Raw genomic sequence first — 20961 nt, 5'->3', positions numbered from 1 at the left:
TCAGTGGGGCCCGGTGCCCGGCGAGAGCCGGCGCCGGGCCCTCTCCGTCTCCCGGTCCCGGCCCTTCACGCGCAGACCGCTGCTCCGGAGCCGCTCCACCAGTTCGCGTGCGCCGACGGGGATCGCGCCCGCGGCGAGCAGCTCGGCACGGCGCTCCTCGGGGACGTCGTAGTGGTCGAGGTCGAAGCTGCGCTCGGGGACTCCGGTGCGCCGCGCGAACGCGTGCAGCTCCTCCAACGACTCGTCGCTGACCAGGTGCGCCCAGAGCGTGTCGTGGGCCGGCCACCGCGCCGCGTCGAGAAGGATCGCCATCCGTCGATCGTAGGCGGCGCGCCTGCCGCCCCGGCCCGCCGCCGTCCACTATCGTGACGGGGTCGTCGGAACGGGCGCGCCGTGCCGAGAGGCCGTGCGGCCGTGCGATGCCCGCTCTCCGGAGCGGGCGTTTGACCGTCGAGCTTCCATCCCGTACTCTTGACCGTTGGTGTGGCGCGATCCATGTGCTCACGCAGATTTCCGTCGTCGCCCGTCTCCTCACGGAGAGCGGGACGCGGTACCGGTTCCCTCGTTCGGTGTGGGAGACGGGAAAGAAACGGGGCCCCGCCCCTTCCATACAAGCCCCGGATGGCGCCGTCTCACGACAGCGCCCGTCCAGACGAGAAACAGGTACGAGAAGTGGTTTACGCAGTTGTGCGCGCCGGCGGTCGGCAGGAGAAGGTCGAGGTCGGCACCATCGTGACGATGGACCGCGTCAAGGCCGACGAGAACGGCACCGTGCAGCTGGCTGCCGTGCTCCTCGTCGACGGAGACTCGATCACCTCGGACGCCTCGGCGCTCGAGAAGGTCTCGGTCACCGCGGAGGTGCTCGAAGAGCTCCGCGGCCCGAAGATCGTCATCCAGAAGTTCAAGAACAAGACCGGCTACAAGAAGCGCCAGGGGCACCGTCAGGAGCTCACGCGCGTGAAGGTCACTGGCATCAAGTAACCGCTGACCGCGGAGCGAGCCATCGCACCGCGGATGTTCAGCACGGGGCTGCGGCCCCCCGGTCTCGAGGAGATGAGAAATGGCACACAAGAAGGGCGCGAGCTCCACTCGCAACGGTCGTGACTCGAACGCGCAGCGTCTCGGCGTCAAGCGCTTCGGCGGTCAGGTCGTGAACGCAGGCGAGATCATCGTCCGCCAGCGCGGCACCCACTTCCACCCCGGCGCCAACGTCGGGCGCGGCGGCGACGACACCCTGTTCGCCCTGTCGGCCGGCGCGGTCGAGTTCGGCACCAAGGGCGGCCGCAAGGTCGTCAACATCGTGGCGGCCGCCCAGTAGGGTCGGTCTCCTCGGCCGAGCAGGCACAGGACGCAAGGGGCGGGCTTCGGCTCGCCCCTTGCGCGTTGCAGCGGCCCGCCGGCCTCCGGCGCACGGGAACCCCGGCGCCCCCACTCCCGATCGGACGGACAGAACAACCATGGTCACCTTCGTCGACAACGTCACGCTGCACCTGCGTGCCGGCCACGGCGGGAACGGCTGCGTCTCCGTCCGCCGCGAGAAGTTCAAGCCGCTCGCCGGCCCCGACGGCGGGAACGGCGGTCACGGCGGCGACATCGTCCTCGTCGCCGACCCGCAGGTCACGACACTCCTCGCCTACCACCGCCACCCGCACCAGTCCTCCGAGAACGGCGGGCCCGGGATGGGCGACCACCGAGCCGGAGGCAACGGCGAGCTCCTCGAGCTGACCGTCCCGGTCGGCACCGTCGTGAAGTCGCCCGACGGCGAGCAGCTCATCGACATGGACGAGCCGGGTCTCCGCTTCGTCATCGCTCCTGGCGGTCAGGGCGGTCTGGGCAACGCGTCGCTCGCCACCACGAAGCGCAAGGCCCCCGGGTTCGCGCTGCTCGGCACCCCGGGCTGGGAGGGCGACGTCGTCCTCGAGCTCAAGACCGTCGCCGACGTCGCACTCGTCGGGTTCCCCTCCGCGGGCAAGTCGAGCCTCGTCGCCGCCATCTCGGCCGCGAAGCCGAAGATCGCCGACTACCCCTTCACCACGCTCGCCCCGAACCTCGGCGTCGTGCAGGCGGGGGAGTCGCGCTACACCGTCGCCGACGTCCCCGGCCTGATCGAGGGCGCGAGCGAGGGCAAGGGGCTCGGCCTCGAATTCCTCCGGCATGTCGAGCGCTGCACGGCGCTCGTGCACGTCCTGGACTGCGCCACTCTCGAGCCGGGTCGCGACCCGCTGACCGACCTCGACGTCATCCTGGGCGAGCTCGCGGCCTACCCCGTCGGCGACGGCCAGGTCCCGCTGCTGGAGCGTCCTCAGCTGATCGCCCTCAACAAGGTCGACGTGCCCGAGGCTCAGGAGCTCGCCGCGTTCGTGCGCAACGACCTCGAAGCGCGCGGCTACCGCGTCTTCGAGATCTCGACCGTCAGCCACAAGGGCCTCCGCCAGCTGACCTTCGCCCTGGCCGAGATCGTCGAGCAGCACCGCGCCGAGCTCGCTGCGGCACCCCAGGTGGAGCGGATCACCATCCGTCCGCGGGCCGTCGACGAGAAGGACTTCGAGATCCGCGTCGAGGGCGGCTCGTACGGCAACATCTACCGGGTGCTGGGCACGAAGCCCGTGCGCTGGGTCGCCCAGACCGACTTCACCAACGACGAGGCCGTCGGCTTCCTCGCCGACCGGCTCGCGAAGCTGGGCGTCGAGAACGGCCTGTTCGCGGCGGGAGCCGTCGCCGGCTCCACCGTCGTCATCGGCCGGGGCGACGGAGTCGTCTTCGACTGGGAGCCGACCCTCACCTCCACGGCGGAGCTCCTCACCGCGCCCCGCGGCACCGATGTGCGGCTCGAGGACAACCGCCGCAAGACGCGCAACGAGCGCCGCGACGAGTACTTCGAGCGGATGGACGCCAAGGCGGAGGCCCGCGCGGAGCTCGAGCGCGAGCGCCTGGGCGGCGTGTGGCGCGTCTCCGACGAGGATGATGCCGTCGACTCCGTCGAGGCGGACCGCGAGGACTGACCTCCGGAGCCCGGCAGCCGCGGAGGTGCCGGGCTCCGTCCGTCGTCCGCAGCGGAGCACTACACTGTCCGGATGCCGCAGACGACCCTCGACAGCACCGCTCTGACGGAGCGGTTCGCCGCCTCCCGCACCGCCTCCCGATCCCTCCGGAGTGCGACGACCGAGCTGAAGAACCGCGCGCTCCTCGCGATCGCCGACGCCGTCCGCTCGGGCGCCGAGCGCATCGTGCCGGCGAACGACCTCGATCTCGCGAACGGGCGGGAGAACGGGATGAGCACCGGTCTGCAGGACCGCCTCCGCCTCGACGAGGCGCGACTGGGCTCCCTGGCCGACGCCGTCGTCGCCGTCGCCGGTCTCGTCGACCCGGTGGGGCAGACCGTCCGGGGGTCGAACCTGCCCAACGGCGCCTCGCTCACGCAGGTGCGCGTCCCGTTCGGCGTCGTCGGAGCGATCTACGAGGCGCGCCCGAACGTGACGATCGACATCGCCGCGCTCGCGCTCAAGAGCGGCAACGCGGTGATCCTGCGCGGCGGGTCCGCCGCCGAGAACACGAACCGGGTGCTGGTCGAGCTGCTGCAGGAGGCGATCGCCTCCGTCGGACTGCCGCGCGAGCTGGTGCAGACTGTCGACGACCACGGCCGCGAGGGCGCGAAGGCGCTCATGCGCGCCCGGGGCTACGTCGACGTCCTCGTCCCGCGGGGGAGCGCAGGGCTCATCGAGTCCGTCGTCACCGAGTCCACCGTGCCGGTGATCGAGACCGGGGCGGGAGTGGTGCACGTCTTCCTCGACGCCTCGGCCGACGAGCAGTGGGCGGTCGACATCGTGCACAACGCCAAGACGCAGCGTCCGAGCACCTGCAACGCCCTCGAGACCCTGCTGGTGCACCGCGACGCGGCGGAGCGCCTGCTGCCGCCGGTCCTCGGCCGGCTCGAGCGCGCGGGCGTCACGGTTCACGGCGACGACCGCGTCCGCGCGCTGCACCCCTCCGCGGTCGCGGCGACGGAGGAGGACTGGTCGGCCGAGTACTACTCGCTCGACATCGCCGTCGCGATCGTCGACGACCTCGACGCGGCGATGGACCACATCGCGCGCTACTCCACGCACCACACCGAGTCGATCGTGACCAACGACCTCGCGAACGCCGAGCGGTTCCTCGCCGAGGTCGACTCGGCCGTCGTCATGGTGAACGCGTCGACCCGCTTCACCGACGGAGGCGAGTTCGGCTTCGGGGCCGAGGTCGGCATCTCCACGCAGAAGCTGCACGCGCGCGGGCCGATGGGGCTGCCCGAGCTGACGAGCACCAAATGGCTGCTGCGCGGTGCCGGGCAGGTCCGCGCCTAGTCCCGACAGCGGCCGGGTAGACTCGACAGCGCCCGCGCGGGCACCACGACCTTCAAGGAGCACCGAATGTCCCTGGCCACGACCGTCCTGGCAGAAGCATCGACGCACGTCGAGCTGCCGTTCCCCGCGATCGTGTTCGGCCTCATCGCCGCCGTCGCGTTCGTCGGCCTCGGCTTCGTGACCTGGAGCTACCGCGACGTGTCGAACCGCCACGCGCACAAGACCTCCGGATCGGCCGACCAGCACGGACACGGCCACTAGGCCGGAGGCTCCGCGATCGTGACGTCCGCCGCGAGCGGCGATCCCCGGCGTCCGCGCATCGGCGTGATGGGCGGAACGTTCGACCCCATCCACCACGGGCACCTCGTCGCGGCGTCCGAGGTCGCGCAGTCGTTCGACCTCGACGAGGTCGTCTTCGTCCCCACCGGGCAGCCCTGGCACAAGAAGACGGTGACCTCCGCCGAGCACCGCTACCTGATGACGGTCATCGCGACCGCCTCGAACCCGAGCTTCACCGTGAGCCGCGTCGACGTCGACCGGATCGGCACCACCTACACGATCGACACCCTGCGCGACATCCACGCCGCGCATCCCGATGCCGAGCTCTTCTTCATCACCGGAGCCGACGCGGTCGCGCAGATCCTGAGCTGGAAGGACTACGACGAGCTCTGGGAGCTCGCGCACTTCGTCGCTGTCAGCAGGCCCGGCCACGTCCTGAACGTTTCGGGATTGCCGGCACAGGACGTATCCTTGTTGGAGATTCCGGCGCTCGCGATTTCCTCGACTGACTGTCGGAGCCGCGTGAACCGGGGTCGTCCGGTCTGGTACCTGGTTCCCGACGGTGTCGTCCAGTACATCTCGAAGCACCATCTGTATCGGAGTACGTCATGACAGTCCAGCCCGAGGAGAAGCCGCTCACCCGGCGCGAGATCCGCGAGCGCGAACGCCGCGAGGCGGGGCTCGCCCCGGCCGCCGCGGCGCCCACGACCTCGCGACGCGCCGCCACCGCCTCGGTGACCGCGGCGGGAGACATGCCCGTGCTCACGCCGGTCCAGACCCTCCGCATCGAGGCGCCCCAGGCGTCTCCCGCCCGGGAGCCGGACCTGCGGACGTCCGCTCTCGAGGTCGTGCTGCCGGAGGGCGTCGAGCGTTCCAGCCTCACGCGCCGCGAGCTCCGCGCGCTGCATGCGCAGCAGCAAGCCGCGAAGGTCGCCGCCTCGCCGACGACCGCTTCCGCGCCCGGAGTGGCGACGACGCAGCCGGACGAGCCGGCCTCGGTCGACGACGCCGTCGGGCGCGCCTCCGAGCTCCCCTCCTCCGAGTCCGACTCGGGCGACTCCGACTCGGGCGACTCCGACTCGGGCGACTCCGACGAGCGGCCGCAGCAGGACGACGACGCGACCCGTGACTCCGGGACCGTCGAGCCCAAGCTCAACACCGCCCTCTTCGCGACCGTGGGCACGCTCGACCTCGGCGACGAGAAGGCGACGGAGATCACGGGCAGCTTCCACCCGCCGATCGAGCACCTCGCGATCACGGAGGAGCTCGACAGCAAGTCGAAGGAGGAGGTCGACGCCTCGTTCGACGAGCTCATCGCCCGCGGGGTCTCCTCCACCGGAGCGGTGACGACGACCAACGCCCTGATCCTCCCCACGACCGGTGCCGGCGACGTCGTCGAGGGGCGCTCGGACACCGGCGAGGTCCTCGTGACCGGCACCTTCGAGCTTCCGCGGAGCCTCGGGTCGACGGGCCAGCACCCGAACCTGTACGACTCGCCCGACGTCGACCGCTACGTCGACCGGATCGACCGCGAGCAGCCCGCCGCCGACTCCGAGCCGGTCCGTGCGTCCAGCGCCGTCTCGACCCACGCCGCCGGTACCGCGATGATCGCCCCGCAGAAGAAGCGCGGCATCAGCGCTCCCGTCGTCCTCGCGATCACGGCGGCCGTCCTCCTCGTCGCCTCGATCGCGCTGTTCATCGGCGGCTTCGTCCTCAACATCTTCTGATCCGCTCTCCCCGACAATGAAGGCTTTATGACTGCGACCGATTCCGCCCGCGCACTGCTCGACATCGCGGCCACCGCCGCCGACTCCAAGGGCGGGGAGGATCTGGTCGCGCTCGACGTGTCGGGCCCGCTGCCGCTGGTCGACATCTTCCTGCTCGTGACCGGGCGCTCCGAGCGCAACGTGGTCGCCATCGCCAACGAGGTCGAGGACCGCCTGATCGCCTCGGGCAGGAAGCCGCTGCGCCGTGAGGGCCGCTCCGAGGGGCGCTGGATCCTGCTCGACTTCGGCGACCTCGTCGTCCACGTCTTCCACGAGGAGGACCGGATGTACTACTCGCTCGAGCGCCTGTGGAAGGACTGCCCGACCGTGCCCTTCACCGTCGACCAGCCTGTGCCCGCCGACTCCTCGGCTCCCTCACACTGACGAACACGCCCGGTGGCAGGGCTCGATTTCGTCTGACGCACTTCGTGTTGTAGATTATTCGAGTTGCTTCCGCCGGGCGGAGGGAACGGAACAGGCAAGACGAACGGGTCCGTGGCGCAGCTGGTAGCGCACCTGCATGGCATGCAGGGGGTCAGGGGTTCGAATCCCCTCGGATCCACCGAGACACAAGAGCCGCCCCTCGGGGCGGCTCTTCTGCGTTGAGGGCGCACATGCTCTCCGGGTGAGCGTCGGCCGTGCGGAATCCGGAAACCCGCCCGACACGTCCGACCGGTACGGTGAGAGGGTCCGCCTCCGCCGAGCCGGATCGACCGGCCGCCGCGGAGCGAGCGGCCTCTGCAGGAAGAGAAGCCATGTCCCCCCACGACGACGCCGCGGGTCGCGCATCCTCCACCTCCTCCTCCCTCCGGCGGCGGACCATCGTCGGCGGGGCGCTCTCCGGTGCTCTCGCGCTGGGAGCCGCGACGCTTCCCGCCACGGCCGCCTCCGCAGCTCCGATCCGCGGTCTGCCCGGCGAGATCAGCCGCAAGATCAACGTGCCGACGCAGAACAAGCGCGTGCTCTACGACAACCTCGTCGTCTCCATCGGCGGCGACTCGGCACGGATCTTCATCCCGCAGAGCGTGAAGCCGAACCAGACGACCCCGGTGCCGGTCATCTGGTTCATCCACTCGGCGCAGGCCGACCACAACTCGCTGAACAGCGTCTTCAAGTACCCCGCCGAGCTGGCGGTCGAGAAGGGCGCGATCGCGATCTGCCAGACCCTCGGCGGCACGCTCTGGACGAACGACACGGCGCAGGGCCACCAGCGCAACGGCTACGCCTACCTGTCCGGCCTGTTCCCGATCCGCGCGAGCTACATGTGGTCGCTGTCGGCCGGCGGAGCGCTCGCCTGCGAGAACTACGGCTCCAAGGTCATCCCCGGCATCAACGGCCTCTACCTCGTCAACGGCGTCTACGACCTCCGCGACATCCACGACCGCTCGCTCCGCGGCCGGATCTCGATCGGCGACGCCTTCGGCAGCACCGCGCAGATCGATGCGCACAACCCCAAGCGCCTGCCCTCCTCCGCGTGGGCCGGGACGAACATCCGCGTGGTCGTCTCCGATGCCGACCACGTCGACACGAGCGTCCCGCCGACGCTGCACGGCCTCGCTCTCGTCGCCAAGGCGAAGTCGACGGCCAAGGAGGCGAGCGTGCGGTACCACACGCTCGGCCACAACCCGCCGTCGTGGGCCAATCAAGACGGCATCGACGCCATCTTCCGCTGGCACGCCGCGCTCGGGACGACCACCCCGCCCACGACGACGCCCGTGGCCGTCCCGGCCCCGGTGGCCCGATGGGACTTCGCGCAGACGTCCGGCCCCTTCACCGCCTCCAACGGCGCGTTCCCGCTCTCGCAGATCGGATCGACCGCGGCGGCGACGATCGCGACCCCCTTCGGCCGCGGGCTCGCCCTCAAGGGCTCCTCGGCCCTCGCGGTGCCGAAGGCCTCGGTCGGCGCGCTCAACCGTGGCGCGGGCTCCGGCAAGGTCACCGTCGCCGCGTGGGTGCGGCAGAACGACCCGAACACCGGCTGCGTCGCCGGCGTGTGGAGCGACTCCGCGGGCGCGGCGGGCCGCTCCTACGGCCTCTTCTACGACGTGAGCAGCTACGGTGGCGCGGATCGCGCCTGCTTCTACGTCTCCCGCTCGGGAGGAGCCACGCCGGGCTACCCGTATCCGCGCGACTACTCCGCGACGAAGACGCTCATGACTCCCGGGGTCTGGCAGCTCCACGTCGGCACCTACGACGGCGCCGTCGCGACCAGCTACCTCAACGGTGTCGCCTCCGCGTACCCGTCGTTCACCGACTCCACCGGGGCGACCTACGCGCGGAACCCCTACGCCTTCAGCTCCGGCCTCAACCCCCTGCCGGCCGACTTCACCGTCGGCGCGAGCCGGACCGGCGGCGTGCTCGGCAACTTCGCGATCGCGGACGTGGCGCGGCTGCGGGTCTGGGACGTCGCCCTGACGGCCGCGCAGGTCAAGGCGATCTACACCCAGGAGTCGGCCCTCCTCTGAGCCGTCCGGCCGACCGGCAGGACCGCTGCAGTGGCGGTCCCGCCGGCCGCCACGAACGGGGGACAGGCGAGTCGACCACCCTCCACCAGACTGACTGCATGCCGACTCCGACCGCTCCGCGCGGCCTCATCACGCAGTTCTCCCTCGTCGACGCCCTGCTCGCCGGTCTCTTCGACGGAGTCGTGACGCGCGCCGAAGTCGACGCCGCCGGCGACTTCGGTCTGGGCTGCGGCGACCGGATGGACGGCGAGCTGGTGATCCTCGACGGCGTCCACCGGGTGTTCCGCGGCGACGGCTCGGTCGCGGTGCTCGCACCGGACGACCGCGTGGCCTTCGCCGAGGTCTCCCGCTTCGAGGCCGATGTCGCGGTCCCTCTGCACGACGTGCCGTCGCTGGACGGCCTGCTGGTGGCCGTCCGGAGCCTCGTCGCGAGCCACAACGTCTTCCTCGGCCTCCGCGTCCGGGGGAGCTTCGACCGCCTGACCCTGCGTCAGCCGATCGCGCAGGTGAAGCCGTACCTCCGTCTCGCCGACGCGATGCACGACCAGCGCGAGCTGCACCTCGACCGCGTCGAGGGCACACTGCTCGGCTTCGTCGCGCCGAAGGCGTTCCAGGGCATCAGCGTGGCCGGTCTGCACACCCACTTCGTCGACGTCACCGGCACACTCGGCGGCCACGTCCTCGCCGTCTCGGGTCTCGCCGGCACGCTCGAGGTCGAGCAGTACGGCGGCATGACCGTGCGGCTGCCGGAGTCGGAGGACTACCTCGCCGCGGACCTCGACGAGGACGCGGCGGTCTCGGACGCCGCCATCCGCGCGGTCGAGTCCGATCACGCCCGCTGACCGCCGCGCCTACCCTGGACCCATGCCCTCCCTTCGCGACGTCCACGCCGTCATCGATCGTCTCTGGCCCGAGGCCGCCGCCGAGAGCTGGGACGCGCCCGGCCTCGTGACCGGCGACCCCGACTCCTCCGTGGAGCGGATCCTGCTCACGGTCGACGTCGTGTCCGACACTGTGCGCGAGGCGGTCGGCGGCGGCTACCAGCTGCTCGTCGCGCACCACCCGCTCCTCCTGCGCGGCGTGACCTCGATCGCCGAGGACGGCTACAAGGGGAGGCTGCTCGCCGACCTGATCCGCGGCGGCTGCGCGCTGGTCTCGGCGCACACGAACGCCGACATCGTCGCCGACGGGGTGTCGGACGTGATCGCGACCCGCCTCGGCCTGACGGGAGCCACGCCGATCGTGCCCGGCGCCGATCCGGCGGTGGGGCTGGGACGGGTCGGCGATTTGCCCGAGGAGGTGACCCTCGGCCGGCTCGCGGCGGCCGTGGCGGATCTGCTGCCCGCCACCGCCGGGGGAGTGCGCGCCGCCGGAGGGTACGAGACGGCCGTGCGCCGCGTGTCGCTCTGCGGCGGAGCCGGTGACTCCCTCCTGGACGCCCCCGCCGTGCGGACGAGCGACGTCTACATCACGGCCGACCTCCGGCACCACCCGGCGTCGGAGGCGCGCGAGAAGGCCCTCCACGGCACCGGCCCGGCACTCATCGACATCTCGCACTGGGCGAGCGAGTGGCTCTGGCTCGACGTCGCCGCCGCCGCTCTCCGCGAGGCACTGCCGACCGTCGCGGTCGACGTCAGCGAGACCCGCACCGATCCCTGGGATTTCGCGATCGTCCACTGAGCACGGCGCGACACGCGAGAATGGACCCGGCACGACCTCCTGTGCCGGGAACGAGGACCGCGACGTGAAAGCCAGCCCCGCCGACCAGCGCGAGCTACTGACCCTGCAGACTCTCGACACGCGAGGCGCGCAGCTGCGCCACGCGATCGCCACGCTGCCGCAGATCGCGAAGATCCAGGCCCTGCAGGCGCGCAACAACGAGACCCGCCGAACCCTCGCCGAGCGTCTCGGTCGTCTCGAGGACGTCCGCACCGAGCTGGGCCGGATCGAGTCCGACGTCGGCGTGGTCGAGAAGCGGCTCGCCCGCGACCGCGACCGCCTGCAGACCGCCTCGTCGGCGAAGGACATCGCCGCCCTCGAGGGCGAGATCACCTCGCTCGTGAAGCGGCGCGGCGACCTCGAGGACATCGAGCTGACCCTGATGGAGCGCATCGAGGGCATCGACGCCGAGGTCGCCGCCGCTCAGGCCGAGCGCGACGAGGTCGTCGCCGCACTCGACACCCTCGCCGAGGAGAAGGACGCCCAAGCCGAGAAGCTGGCGGGCAAGCAGGACGCGCTCGCCCGCGACCGCGCCGCGCTCGTCGAGAAGATCCCCGTCGACCTCGTCGAGCTCTACGAGACGCAGCGCGCCCGCTACGGGGTCGGAGCCGCCCTCCTGCGCGGCAAGGTGTCCGAGGGCAGCGGAGTCGCTCTGACCGAGTCCGATCTGTCGTGGATCCGCGCGAGCGCTCCCGACGACGTCGTGCTCTGCCCGGACAGCGGCTGCATCCTCGTCCGAGGGGACGAGTCGACGCTCGCCTGAGCCCGGCCTACACTGGACGGGCGAACGGGTCGGCAAGACGGCCGCGTCGCCGGAGCGAGAGCGCCGGCGCCGAGGAACGTCCGGGCTCCGCAGAGCAGGGCGGTGGGCAACACCCACCCGGGGCGACCCGCGAGACAGTGCCACAGAGAACAGACCGCCACGGGCTCCGGCCCGCGGTAAGGGTGAAACGGTGGTGTAAGAGACCACCAGGGGCCGGAGTGATCCGGTCCGCTCGGTAAACCTCGCCCGGAGCAAGGTCAGACAGAGGACGATGCGGCTGCTCGTCGGGTCCTCGGGTAGACCGCTGGAGGGTCGCGGCGACGCGACTCCGAGAGAGATGGCCGTCCAGCGCCCGCCGAGAGGCGCGGCGTGAACAGAACCCGGCGTATCAGCCGGCCCCTTCGCACGAAGACCCCGCAGCATCCGGTGCTGCGGGGTCTTCGACGTTCGAGGCGGGACGCTCAGGAGTGGACGCCGCCTCCGGCGAGTGCGGCAGCCCCGAGGATCCCCGCGTTGTTGCGGAGTTCTGCGGGCACGATGGGGGTCCGGAGGTCCAGCAGCGGCAGGAACTCCTTGTAGTGCTTCGAGATGCCGCCGCCGACGATGAAGAGGTCGGGCCAGAGCAGCGCCTCGAGGTGGGAGTAGTAGCGCTGGAGCCGCTTCGCCCAGTGCTTGTAGTCGAGGTCCTCGCGCTCCTTGGCGGCGAAGGACGCCTTCTTCTCGTAGTCGCCGCCGTGGATCTCGAGGTGGCCCAGTTCGGCGTTGGGGATGAGCACGCCGTTGTAGATCTGCGCGGTTCCGATGCCGGTGCCGAGGGTGGTCATCAGCACGAGACCCGGCTTGTCCTTCGCCGCGCCGAACCGCGCCTCGGCGTAGCCGGCAGCGTCGGCGTCGTTCACGAAGAAGATGTCGCGGCCGATCGCGTCCTCGAACAGCTTCTCGGCCTCGAGGCCGATCCACTCGTCCGAGACGTTGGCCGCGGACATCGTCCTTCCGTGCACGACGGCGGCCGGGAAGCAGATGCCCACCGGGGTGTCGGCGGCCACGTCCGGAAGGGCGTCGATGATCTGCGTGACGACGGCGATGATGTCCTTCGGCCGTCCGCCCTCGGGGGTCGCGAGCTTCACGCGCTCGCTGAGGAGGGCGCCTGCATCGAGGTCGACGAACGCGCCCTTGATCCCGGTCCCACCGATGTCGATGCCGATGGCCGTCGTCGATGAAGTCATACCGGTCATGCTAGCGAAGCGCGCCCGACGGCTCCCCGGCGACCGAGCGTAGGATCGGCGCCATGGCTGACGGCGACGAGACCTCCTGGTGGTACAACTCCAAGACCGGTGCGGTGGAGCAGGGGTACCAGTCCCCGTCCGTCGACCGCGTCGGACCCTTCTCCTCCCGCGAGGAGGCGGCGGCGGCTCCGGAGCGACTCCGCGAGAACAGCCGGAAGTGGGCCGAGGAGGAGGCCGCGGAGGACCGCTGAGCCCGGCTACTCGTAGCTGTGCTCGGGGCCGGGGTACTCCCCGGACTCGACGTCCTCGCGGTAGGCGGTGACGGCCCCGGTGAGCACGCCCCGCAGATCGGCGTACTGCTTGACGAAGCGGGGGACTCGGCCGGTGGTGAAGCCGGCGAAGTCCGTCCAGACGAGCAGCTGACCGTCCACGTGCGGTCCGGCACCCACTCCGATCGTCGGGATGCGGAGCTCCTCGGTGACCCGGCGGGCCGCCTCGCTCGGCACCATCTCGAGCACGACCGCGAACGCGCCGGCCTCCTCCACCGCGCGAGCGTCGGCGAGCAGCTGCTCGAGGCCCTCGCCTCGCCCCTGCACGATGTGGCCGCCCAGTCCGTGCTCGCTCTGCGGAGTGAAGCCGATGTGCGCCATCACCGGGATGCCCGCGTCGACGATCCGGCGGATCTGCTCGGCCGAGCGCACCCCGCCCTCGAGCTTGACCGCGTGGGCGTGCGTCTCCTTCATGAAGCGGAACGCCGTGTGCAGTGCGTCGTCCGGGCCCGACTCGTAGGAGCCGAACGGCATGTCGGCGACGACGAAGGCCCGCTCCACCGCTCCGGCGACCGCACGCGCGAAGGGGATCAGCTCGTCGACCGTGACCGGGAGGGTCGTGTCGTAGCCGAGCACGTTGTTGCCGGCGGAGTCGCCCACCAGGAGGAAGTCGATGCCCGCCTCGTCGAAGATCCGTGCGGTGAGCTGGTCGTAGCTCGTCAGACCCGTGATCCGGACACCGGAGTCCTTCGCGTTCTGGAAGTGGCGGGTTCGAACGCGTTTCACGGGCTGCGCTGACATGCGCGCCAGTCTACCGGCGGGGCGGCGCACGGCCCGGGCCCCTGCGCACCGCCCCGCGGACGGTGAGCGGAGCCACTAGCCTTAGAGCCGAGCAGGAAGGGCCTCGATGGACAAGCAAAGGGACTTCGTTCTTCGCACCATTGAAGAGCGAGGGATCAAATTCGTTCGCCTCTGGTTCACGGACGTCGTCGGCACTCTGAAGTCGGTCGCGATCGCGCCGGCGGAGGTCGAGGGGGCGTTCGCCGAGGGCCTCGGTTTCGACGGATCGGCCATCGAGGGTCTGACCCGCTCGTTCGAGGCCGACGTGCTCGCGCACCCGGATCCGTCGACCTTCCAGATCCTCCCGTGGCGCGGCGAGATCGATCCGACCGCGCGCATGTTCTGCGACATCACGACTCCCGACGGCCAGCCCGCCGTCGCCGACCCGCGCAACGTGCTGAAGCGGACGCTCGCCAAGGCCGCCGAGCGAGGGTTCACGTTCTACACGCACCCCGAGATCGAGTTCTACCTGTTGAAGTCGTCGACCTTCGGCGCGGAGGGCCCCGAGCCCGTCGACTCCGCCGGCTACTTCGACAACGTCCCCGGTGGCACCGCGCACGACTTCCGCCGCCGGTCGGTGCGGATGCTCGAGGACCTCGGGATCTCGGTCGAGTTCAGCCACCACGAGGCGGGGCCCGGCCAGAACGAGATCGACCTGCGCTACGCGGACGCCCTCACGACCGCCGACAACATCATGACGTTCCGCACGGTCATCAAGGAGGTGGCGATCGAGCAGGGCGTTTACGCGACCTTCATGCCCAAGCCCCTCTCCGGCCACCCCGGATCGGGCATGCACACCCACCTCTCGCTCTTCGAGGGCGACGTCAACGTGTTCTACGAGCAGGGCGCGCAGTACCAGCTGTCGAAGCTGGGGCGTCAGTTCATCGCGGGACTGCTCAAGCACGCCCCCGAGATCACGGCGGTCACCAACCAGTTCGTGAACTCCTACAAGCGACTCTGGGGCGGCGACGAGGCCCCCAGCTACGTCTCGTGGGGCCACAACAACCGCTCCGCTCTCGTGCGCGTGCCGCTGTACAAGCCGAACAAGGGCCAGTCCTCGCGCATCGAGTACCGCGCTCTCGACTCGGCCGCCAACCCCTACCTCGCCTACTCGCTGCTGCTGGCCGCGGGACTCAAGGGCATCGAGGAGGGCTACGAGCTCCCCGCCGAGGCCGAGGACAACGTCTGGTCGCTCACCGACGCCGAGCGCCGCGCCCTCGGCTACAGCCCGCTGCCGGCGAGCCTCGACCGCGCCATCTCGCTGATGGAGGAGTCGGAGCTTGTCGCCGAGACGCTCGGCGAGCAGGTGTTCAACTTCGTGCTGCTCAACAAGCGGAAGGACTGGGCCGAGTACCGCGCCCAGGTCACTCCGTACGAGCTGCGCAGCAACCTCGAGATGCTCTGATCCGCTCGTCGCATGGCTCGCGAACGCACGCTCAGTGACATCGCGCGCCTCGGTTTCGCCGAGCTCGGCGAGACCGGGGCGCGGATCGCGGAGGCGGAGCGGCTCGCCGGGCGGTCCCTGGGCTCCGTCGTTCCGGCGTTCGCGTCGGTCGCGGACCCGGATGCGGCGCTCCAGGCGCTGATCGATCTGCTGCGCAGCCACCGCGATCGGATGGACGCCGTCCTCGCGGACGACGACGCCCTCGTCCGGCTCCTGAAGGTCACGGGGGCGTCCTCGGGCATCGCCGACTTCCTGCAGCGGCGTCCCGACGAGCTGCGGAGCCTCCTCGATCCGGTCCTCACCCTGCCCGGCCGTGCCGAGCTCCGCGACGACCTCCTCGAGTCCGTGGGCGCCGTCGACGGTTTCGCGGCGGTCGGCGAGGAGGCCGGCTGGGTCGCGCTCCGCGTCCGCTACCGGCGACTCCTGACCCGCATCGCCGTGCACGACCTGTCGCAGGCCGATCCGGTCGCCGCGATCGACCGGGTGACCCGGGCCCTCGCCGACCTCGCGGGCGCGGCCCTGGAGGCCTCTCTCGCCGTGGCCCGGGCCGATCTCGTCGCCGGAGTCGGTCCGGGCCGCTTCACGCGCGACGAGGTCGCCGCGACCCGCCTCGCGGTCATCGGGATGGGCAAGGCCGGGGCGCACGAGCTCAACTACGTCAGTGACGTCGACGTCATCTTCGTCGCCGAGGGCGACCCCGAGCACGAGCTGTCGAACGCGCGGGCGATCGACATCGCGACCCGGCTGGCCGTCCTCCTCATGCGCGGCGCTTCTGCGTTGGCGGTCGAGCCCGAGCTCTGGGAGGTCGACCCGAACCTGCGGCCCGAGGGCAAGCAGGGCGCTCTGGTGCGCACGCTCGAGTCGCACGTCACGTACTACGACCGCTGGGCGAAGAGCTGGGAGTTCCAGGCCCTGCTGAAAGCCCGTCCGCTCGCGGGCGACGTCGGGCTCGGTCAGGCCTACGTCGACGCGGTCGCTCCGAAGGTCTGGACGAGCGCCTCGCGCGAGAACTTCGTCGAGTCGGTGCAGCGGATGCGCGAGCGCGTCACCGAGCACATCCCGCAGAACGACGTGCACTACCAGCTCAAGCTCGGCCCGGGTGGTCTGCGCGACATCGAGTTCACCGTCCAGCTCCTGCAGCTCGTGCACGGGCAGACGGACGACGAGATCCACATGCCCGGCACGCTCCTCGCACTCGGTGCACTTGCCGACCGCGGGTACATCGGACGCTCCGCCGCCGACGAGTTCTCGAAGGACTACCGAGCGCTCCGCCTGCTCGAGCACCGCCTCCAGCTCCGCCGGCTGCGCCGCACGCACCTCATGCCCCGCGACGAGCACGAGCTGCGGACGCTGGCGCGCTCGAGCGGTCTCGCGCGGTCCGCCGAGGAGCTCCTCGTCCTCTGGAACGGCATCAAGCACCGCGTCCGGGGCCTGCACGAGCGCCTCTTCTACCGCCCGCTGCTCTCGGCCGTCGCGTCGCTCCCGGACGGCGGGGCCGAGCTCTCGACCGTGCAGGCGGAGGCGCGACTCGCCGCCATCGGCTTCACCGACGCCCGGGGTGCGCTCGGCCACATCGCCGCGATGACCTCCGGAGTCTCGCGCCGCGCGAGCATCCAGCGGCACCTGGTCCCGGTGATGCTGCAGTGGTTCGCCGACGGCGCCGATCCGGACTACGGGCTGCTCGCCTTCCGGCGACTGAGCGACACCCTCGGCGGCACGCCCTGGTTCCTGCGCATGCTGCGCGACTCCTCCGGTGCCGCGAAGCGACTCACCACGGTGCTGTCCGGCTCCCGCTACGTCGGCGAGCTGCTCGACCGCATCCCGGAGTCCGCCGCCTGGCTGGAGGACGACGACGACCTCCGTCCGCGCAGCGCCGCCCAGCTGGCCGAGGAGGTCCGCGCGGTCCTGGCCCGTCACGATACTCCGGAGGCCGTCGCGGGCGTCCTGCGCGCCATGCGCCGACGTGAGGTCCTGCGGACGGCCGTCGGCGGCGTCCTCGGCCTGAGCACCATCGAGCAGATCGCGCAGAGCCTCACCGACATCATCTCGGCGCTGCTGACCGGTGTGCTGGCGTCGGTGCGCCGCGCGAGCGCCGACCGCCCGGGCGCCGACCTCGAGTTCGCCGTCATCGGGATGGGCCGCTACGGGGGAGCGGAGCTCGGCTTCGGCTCGGACGCCGACGTCGTGTACGTGCAGCGCCCCGGCACGGGGGAGCCGCGCGACGCCCAGCTCTATGCGCAGTTCCTCGTCTCAGAACTCGTCCGCCTCACCGAGGACTCACGGCTGCCCTTGGACCTCGACGCGGATCTGAGGCCGGAGGGGAAGAACGGCCTGCTCGTGCGCTCGCTCGACTCCTACCGCGCCTACTACGCGCGCTGGTCACTGACGTGGGAGGCGCAGGCGCTCCTCCGAGCCCGCGGGGTCGCCGGCGACGAGGCGCTGATCCGCGACTTCGCCGCCCTCGCGGACGGCATCCGCTACCCGTCCGCGATCTCGGACCGCGACATCCGCGAGGTGAAGCGGATCAAGGCGCGCGTCGAGAACGAGCGCCTGCCGCAGGGCGCCGACCCGAAGCGCCACCTCAAGCTGGGCCGCGGCTCGCTGAGCGACGTCGAGTGGCTCGTGCAGCTCCTCCAGCTGCAGCACGCGCACGCGATCCCGGAGCTGCGCACGACGTCGACCCTGACGGCTCTGCGCGTGGCCGAGGAGGCGGAGCTGCTGTCGGCGAGCGACGCCGAGCGGCTCCGCGCCGCCTGGCTGCTCTCCTCCCGGGTGCGCTCGGCGATGACGCTCTGGTCGAACCGGACGAGCGACGTGCTCCCGACCGACAGGATGCAGCTCGAGGGCGTCGCCCGACTCCTCGAGTACCCGGCCGGCTCCGCCACGCAGCTCGAGGACGACTACCTCGGGGTCACCCGGCGCGCCCGCGCGGTCTTCGAGCGTCGCTTCTACGGGCCCGCCGACGGCGAGCCGACCACCCGCTGAGCCGCTCCGGGAACGGCGGAGGGCCGCCCTCCCGAAGGAGAGCGGCCCTCTGCGATCCGAAGTGGATCGTGCCGAGTCGGCTCAGACGCCGTAGTACAGCTCGAACTCGAAGGGGTGCGGGCGCTGCGCGAGCGGCTTGATCTCCTTCTCGCGCTTGTACTCGATCCAGGTGTCGATGAGCTCCTGGGTGAACACGCCGCCCTGCAGCAGGAAGTCGTGGTCGGCCTCGAGGGCGTCGAGAGCCTCGCCGAGGGTCGCGGGGACCTGCGGGATGAGCTTCGCCTCCTCGGGGGGCAGCTCGTAGAGGTCCTTGTCGACCGGCTCGTGCGGCTCGATGCGGTTCTTGATGCCGTCGAGGCCCGCCATCAGCTGCGCGGCGAAGGCGAGGTACGGGTTGCCCGAGGCGTCGGGCGCACGGAACTCGATGCGCTTGGCCTTGGGGTTGGTGCCCGTGATCGGGATGCGGATCGACGCGGAGCGGTTGCCGGCCGAGTAGACCAGGTTGACCGGCGCCTCGAAGCCCGGGATCAGGCGGTGGTAGGAGTTCACCGTCGGGTTCGTGAACGCGAGCACGGCGGGGGCGTGCTTGAGCAGGCCTCCGATGTACCAGCGGGCGAGGTCGGAGAGTCCGCCGTAGCCGTTCTCGTCGTAGAAGAGCGGCGTGCCGTCGTTCCACAGCGACTGGTGGGTGTGCATGCCCGAGCCGTTGTCGCCGAAGAGGGGCTTCGGCATGAACGTGGCGGTCTTGCCCCACTGCTCGGCCGTGTTCTTGACGATGTACTTGAACTTCAGGATGTCGTCGGCCGCGTGCACCATGGTGTCGAAGCGGTAGTTGATCTCGGCCTGTCCGCCGGTGCCCACCTCGTGGTGCGAGCGCTCGAGGATGAGGCCGGCGTCGATCAGCTTGAGGCAGATGTCGTCGCGCAGGTCGGCCTGCTTGTCGACGGGGCTCACGGGGAAGTAGCCGCCCTTGTAGGGCGTCTTGTTGCCGAGGTTGCCGCCCTCTTCGACGCGGCCCGAGTTCCAGGCGCCCTCGACGGAGTCGACGGAGTGGAACGCCGAGTTCTGCGTGATCTCGTAGCGGACGTCGTCGAAGATGTAGAACTCGGCCTCGGGGGCGAAGAACGCGGTGTCGGCGATGCCGGTCGAGGCGAGGTACTTCTCGGCCTTCTTGGCCACCTGGCGCGGGTCCTTCGAGTAGATCTCGCCGTTGCGCGGGTTGTAGATGTCGAAGACGAGGATCAGGGTGCGCTCGACGCGGAACGGGTCCACGTAGGCGGTCGTCACATCGGGGATCAGCTGCATGTCCGACTCGTGGATGTTCGCGAATCCACGGATCGAGGACCCGTCGAAGAGCTGGCCGACCGAGAAGAACTCCTCGTCGACGGTCGAGGCGGGGATGTTGAAGTGCTGCTGGACACCGGGGAGATCGGTGAACCGGATGTCGAGGAACTTGACGTCCGTGTCCTTGATGAACTTGAGCACCTCGGAAGAATCTTTGAACATGCAGAAGTCTCCTATGGCATAACGGGTTACTGCTGAGCGCAGCCGTCCCAGGCTAGTCACGGGGTGTGTCCCTGGAGTGTCCCCCTTGTTTCGAGCATGTTACGTGAGTCTGACTCATCCTGGCTCCGCAGGCCGGCCGTGGTGCTCAGGGGGCGCCGATACGATGGATCCATGCCCGGACCGGAACGCAGGACCTTCGCCGATGTGCCCCCGAGCCACTGGCCGGGGGAGCGGCTCGGCCTGCCCCGTGAGGGCCGGATGTCGATCGCGCGACCGGGTCGCCGCTTCGCCGCGCTGGCGGTCGACTTCGCGATCGCGGCGCTGATCTCGCTGGCGTTCTTCTCCTACGACCGCTGGGCGAGCCTGATCCTGTTCGTGGTCCTGCAGGCGGTCTTCATCCCGACCATCGGCGGTGGCATCGGGCACCGCCTGCTCCGGATGCGCGTCGTCCGACTCGGCGGCGGCTGGGTGGGGGCGTGGCGCCCGCTGGTGCGCTCGCTGCTCCTGGCCGTGCTCGTTCCCGCGCTGGTCTGGGACTCCGACCAGCGCGGCTTCCACGACAAGGTCGCGGGAACGGTGCTCGTCCGCTACTGAGCGGTCGACGCCGAGCGGTCGACGCCGAGCGGTCGGCGCCGCGCTCAGCGCGAGCGCTGCGGGCGCACCTTGAAGGGGTCGACGCCCTTCGGGATCGGCAGCGACGTGTTCAGCGAGGCCAGCCGGTTCTTCACCGCGAGGACCTCGGCCTTGGTGAGGGCCTTCTTCGTCTTCGCGAGGGTTCGCGGGATGCGGTGCAGCGGAACCGAGTCGGCGTCGGGGCCGACGTGGACGAACGTGACCGGCACGTTCGGGAGGATCCGGGTCACCTTGCGGCGCTCGTCGTCGAGCATGCGCTTCGTCCGGCCGGAGGGGCCCTCGGCGATGAGCACGACACCGCCGCGGCCGACGGCGCGGTACACGGCGTCCTGGGTCTTCCCGTTCACGGCGACGGGCATCTCGGTCCCGGTCCACGTGCCGCGGAGGCCGCTGCGGAGCACCGCTCCCACGGCGCCGGGCTGGCCTGCGATCTGACCGTAGGCCGCGCGCTCGGCGCGACGGGAGAGCACGGCGAGTCCGGCCACCATGCCGGCGAGCACGCCGACGAGCACCCAGAGCGCGATGACGAAGCCGTTGCCTCCGCCCAGCAGGATCCCGAGGAGGACGCCGAGGAGCACGGGCAGCAGCGTCGCGAGCAGGATGATCCAGACCGCGCTGCTGTCGTAGCGGCGGGTCATCTGGAACACCTGCCACATCTGCTTGAGACGTCCGGGTTCCTTGACCGCCTTCGTCGACGGTTCCGTGCTGCGTGCCATGTGCTCA

At 70.7% G+C, this 20961-nt stretch carries 21 protein-coding genes, 1 tRNA gene and 1 other RNA gene; 18 read left to right on the top strand and 5 right to left on the bottom strand.

Annotated features, from left to right (window positions below; genetic code table 11):
* A complete protein-coding gene (locus ASF48_RS13020) occupies positions 1–312 on the bottom strand; it encodes a DUF4031 domain-containing protein (protein ID WP_055792363.1) in 312 nt (103 codons plus the stop codon).
* A 360-nt stretch (positions 313–672) separates the two neighbouring features.
* On the opposite strand from ASF48_RS13020, the gene rplU reads away from it, so the two are divergent.
* From rplU to rnpB, 14 genes are all read left to right on the top strand, one after another.
* The gene (gene rplU, locus ASF48_RS13015) at positions 673–981 is read left to right on the top strand and encodes a 50S ribosomal protein L21 (protein ID WP_077223659.1); all 309 of its coding nucleotides are present in this window, start codon (positions 673–675) and stop codon (positions 979–981) included.
* A 79-nt stretch (positions 982–1060) separates the two neighbouring features.
* On the top strand, positions 1061–1318 hold the full coding sequence (gene rpmA, locus ASF48_RS13010) for a 50S ribosomal protein L27 (protein WP_055792356.1): 258 nt from the start codon (positions 1061–1063) through the stop codon (positions 1316–1318).
* Between the two features lie 139 nt (positions 1319–1457).
* Positions 1458–3002, top strand: a complete 1545-nt coding sequence (gene obgE, locus ASF48_RS13005; RefSeq protein ID WP_055792352.1) for a GTPase ObgE — start codon at positions 1458–1460, stop codon at positions 3000–3002.
* A gap of 72 nt (positions 3003–3074) precedes the next feature.
* Entirely contained in the window at positions 3075–4343 is a 1269-nt protein-coding gene (locus tag ASF48_RS13000; RefSeq protein ID WP_055792349.1) for a glutamate-5-semialdehyde dehydrogenase, read from the top strand.
* A 66-nt stretch (positions 4344–4409) separates the two neighbouring features.
* Positions 4410–4604 (top strand): hypothetical protein, encoded by a 195-nt coding sequence (locus ASF48_RS12995; protein ID WP_055792346.1) that lies wholly within the window; start codon positions 4410–4412, stop codon positions 4602–4604.
* Between the two features lie 18 nt (positions 4605–4622).
* Positions 4623–5234, top strand: coding sequence for a nicotinate-nucleotide adenylyltransferase (nadD, locus tag ASF48_RS12990; protein ID WP_082481455.1), 612 nt, complete (start codon positions 4623–4625; stop codon positions 5232–5234).
* A complete protein-coding gene (locus tag ASF48_RS12985; RefSeq protein ID WP_055792344.1) occupies positions 5231–6349 on the top strand; it encodes a hypothetical protein in 1119 nt (372 codons plus the stop codon). Before nadD ends, ASF48_RS12985 begins: the two co-directional genes overlap by 4 nt.
* Before the next feature lie 27 nt (positions 6350–6376).
* Positions 6377–6772: a ribosome silencing factor gene (rsfS, locus tag ASF48_RS12980; RefSeq protein WP_055792340.1), complete on the top strand. Its 396-nt coding sequence runs from the start codon at positions 6377–6379 to the stop codon at positions 6770–6772.
* A 105-nt stretch (positions 6773–6877) separates the two neighbouring features.
* A tRNA-Ala gene (locus ASF48_RS12975) sits at positions 6878–6950 on the top strand.
* Positions 6951–7143: 193 nt separating this feature from the next.
* Complete coding sequence (locus tag ASF48_RS12970) at positions 7144–8853, top strand: LamG-like jellyroll fold domain-containing protein (RefSeq protein WP_055792338.1); 1710 nt, start codon at positions 7144–7146, stop codon at positions 8851–8853.
* A gap of 98 nt (positions 8854–8951) precedes the next feature.
* The gene (locus tag ASF48_RS12965) at positions 8952–9695 is read left to right on the top strand and encodes an acetolactate decarboxylase (RefSeq protein ID WP_055792335.1); all 744 of its coding nucleotides are present in this window, start codon (positions 8952–8954) and stop codon (positions 9693–9695) included.
* A 22-nt stretch (positions 9696–9717) separates the two neighbouring features.
* Positions 9718–10533 (top strand): Nif3-like dinuclear metal center hexameric protein, encoded by an 816-nt coding sequence (locus ASF48_RS12960; RefSeq protein WP_055792333.1) that lies wholly within the window; start codon positions 9718–9720, stop codon positions 10531–10533.
* Positions 10534–10597: 64 nt separating this feature from the next.
* On the top strand, positions 10598–11335 hold the full coding sequence (locus ASF48_RS12955) for a zinc ribbon domain-containing protein (protein ID WP_055792330.1): 738 nt from the start codon (positions 10598–10600) through the stop codon (positions 11333–11335).
* 25 nt (positions 11336–11360) lie between these two features.
* Positions 11361–11739: RNase P RNA component class A (rnpB, locus tag ASF48_RS14410), an RNA gene on the top strand.
* Between the two features lie 57 nt (positions 11740–11796).
* Here the strand turns inward: rnpB and ppgK are convergent.
* The gene (gene ppgK / locus ASF48_RS12950) at positions 11797–12561 is read right to left on the bottom strand and encodes a polyphosphate--glucose phosphotransferase (RefSeq protein WP_055792327.1); all 765 of its coding nucleotides are present in this window, start codon (positions 12559–12561) and stop codon (positions 11797–11799) included.
* Between the two features lie 62 nt (positions 12562–12623).
* Here ppgK and ASF48_RS12945 point away from each other — a divergent pair, with 62 nt between their 5' ends.
* On the top strand, positions 12624–12812 hold the full coding sequence (locus tag ASF48_RS12945; protein WP_055792325.1) for a hypothetical protein: 189 nt from the start codon (positions 12624–12626) through the stop codon (positions 12810–12812).
* A 6-nt stretch (positions 12813–12818) separates the two neighbouring features.
* Here ASF48_RS12945 and panB read toward each other — a convergent pair whose 3' ends face one another.
* On the bottom strand, positions 12819–13631 hold the full coding sequence (panB, locus tag ASF48_RS12940; protein WP_055792322.1) for a 3-methyl-2-oxobutanoate hydroxymethyltransferase: 813 nt from the start codon (positions 13629–13631) through the stop codon (positions 12819–12821).
* A 106-nt stretch (positions 13632–13737) separates the two neighbouring features.
* Between panB and ASF48_RS12935 the strand changes: the two genes are divergently transcribed.
* Together ASF48_RS12935 and ASF48_RS12930 are read left to right on the top strand one after the other, a co-directional pair.
* Entirely contained in the window at positions 13738–15075 is a 1338-nt protein-coding gene (locus ASF48_RS12935; protein WP_055792319.1) for a glutamine synthetase family protein, read from the top strand.
* 12 nt (positions 15076–15087) lie between these two features.
* Positions 15088–18099, top strand: coding sequence for a bifunctional [glutamine synthetase] adenylyltransferase/[glutamine synthetase]-adenylyl-L-tyrosine phosphorylase (locus ASF48_RS12930; RefSeq protein WP_055792317.1), 3012 nt, complete (start codon positions 15088–15090; stop codon positions 18097–18099).
* An 81-nt stretch (positions 18100–18180) separates the two neighbouring features.
* Here ASF48_RS12930 and glnA read toward each other — a convergent pair whose 3' ends face one another.
* The gene (glnA, locus tag ASF48_RS12925) at positions 18181–19605 is read right to left on the bottom strand and encodes a type I glutamate--ammonia ligase (protein ID WP_055792314.1); all 1425 of its coding nucleotides are present in this window, start codon (positions 19603–19605) and stop codon (positions 18181–18183) included.
* 171 nt (positions 19606–19776) lie between these two features.
* Between glnA and ASF48_RS12920 the strand changes: the two genes are divergently transcribed.
* Entirely contained in the window at positions 19777–20199 is a 423-nt protein-coding gene (locus ASF48_RS12920) for a transporter (RefSeq protein ID WP_055792311.1), read from the top strand.
* A 44-nt stretch (positions 20200–20243) separates the two neighbouring features.
* Here the strand turns inward: ASF48_RS12920 and ASF48_RS12915 are convergent, their stop codons facing one another.
* Positions 20244–20954, bottom strand: coding sequence for a DUF4191 domain-containing protein (locus ASF48_RS12915; RefSeq protein WP_055792309.1), 711 nt, complete (start codon positions 20952–20954; stop codon positions 20244–20246).
* Between the last annotated feature and the right edge of the window lie 7 nt (positions 20955–20961).

This window comes from Rathayibacter sp. Leaf299 (genome assembly GCF_001423055.1).
GTDB lineage: Bacteria > Actinomycetota > Actinomycetes > Actinomycetales > Microbacteriaceae > Rathayibacter > Rathayibacter caricis.
Note: the sequence above shows the minus strand (reverse complement) of the source record. Positions and strands in the feature narration are given on the sequence as shown.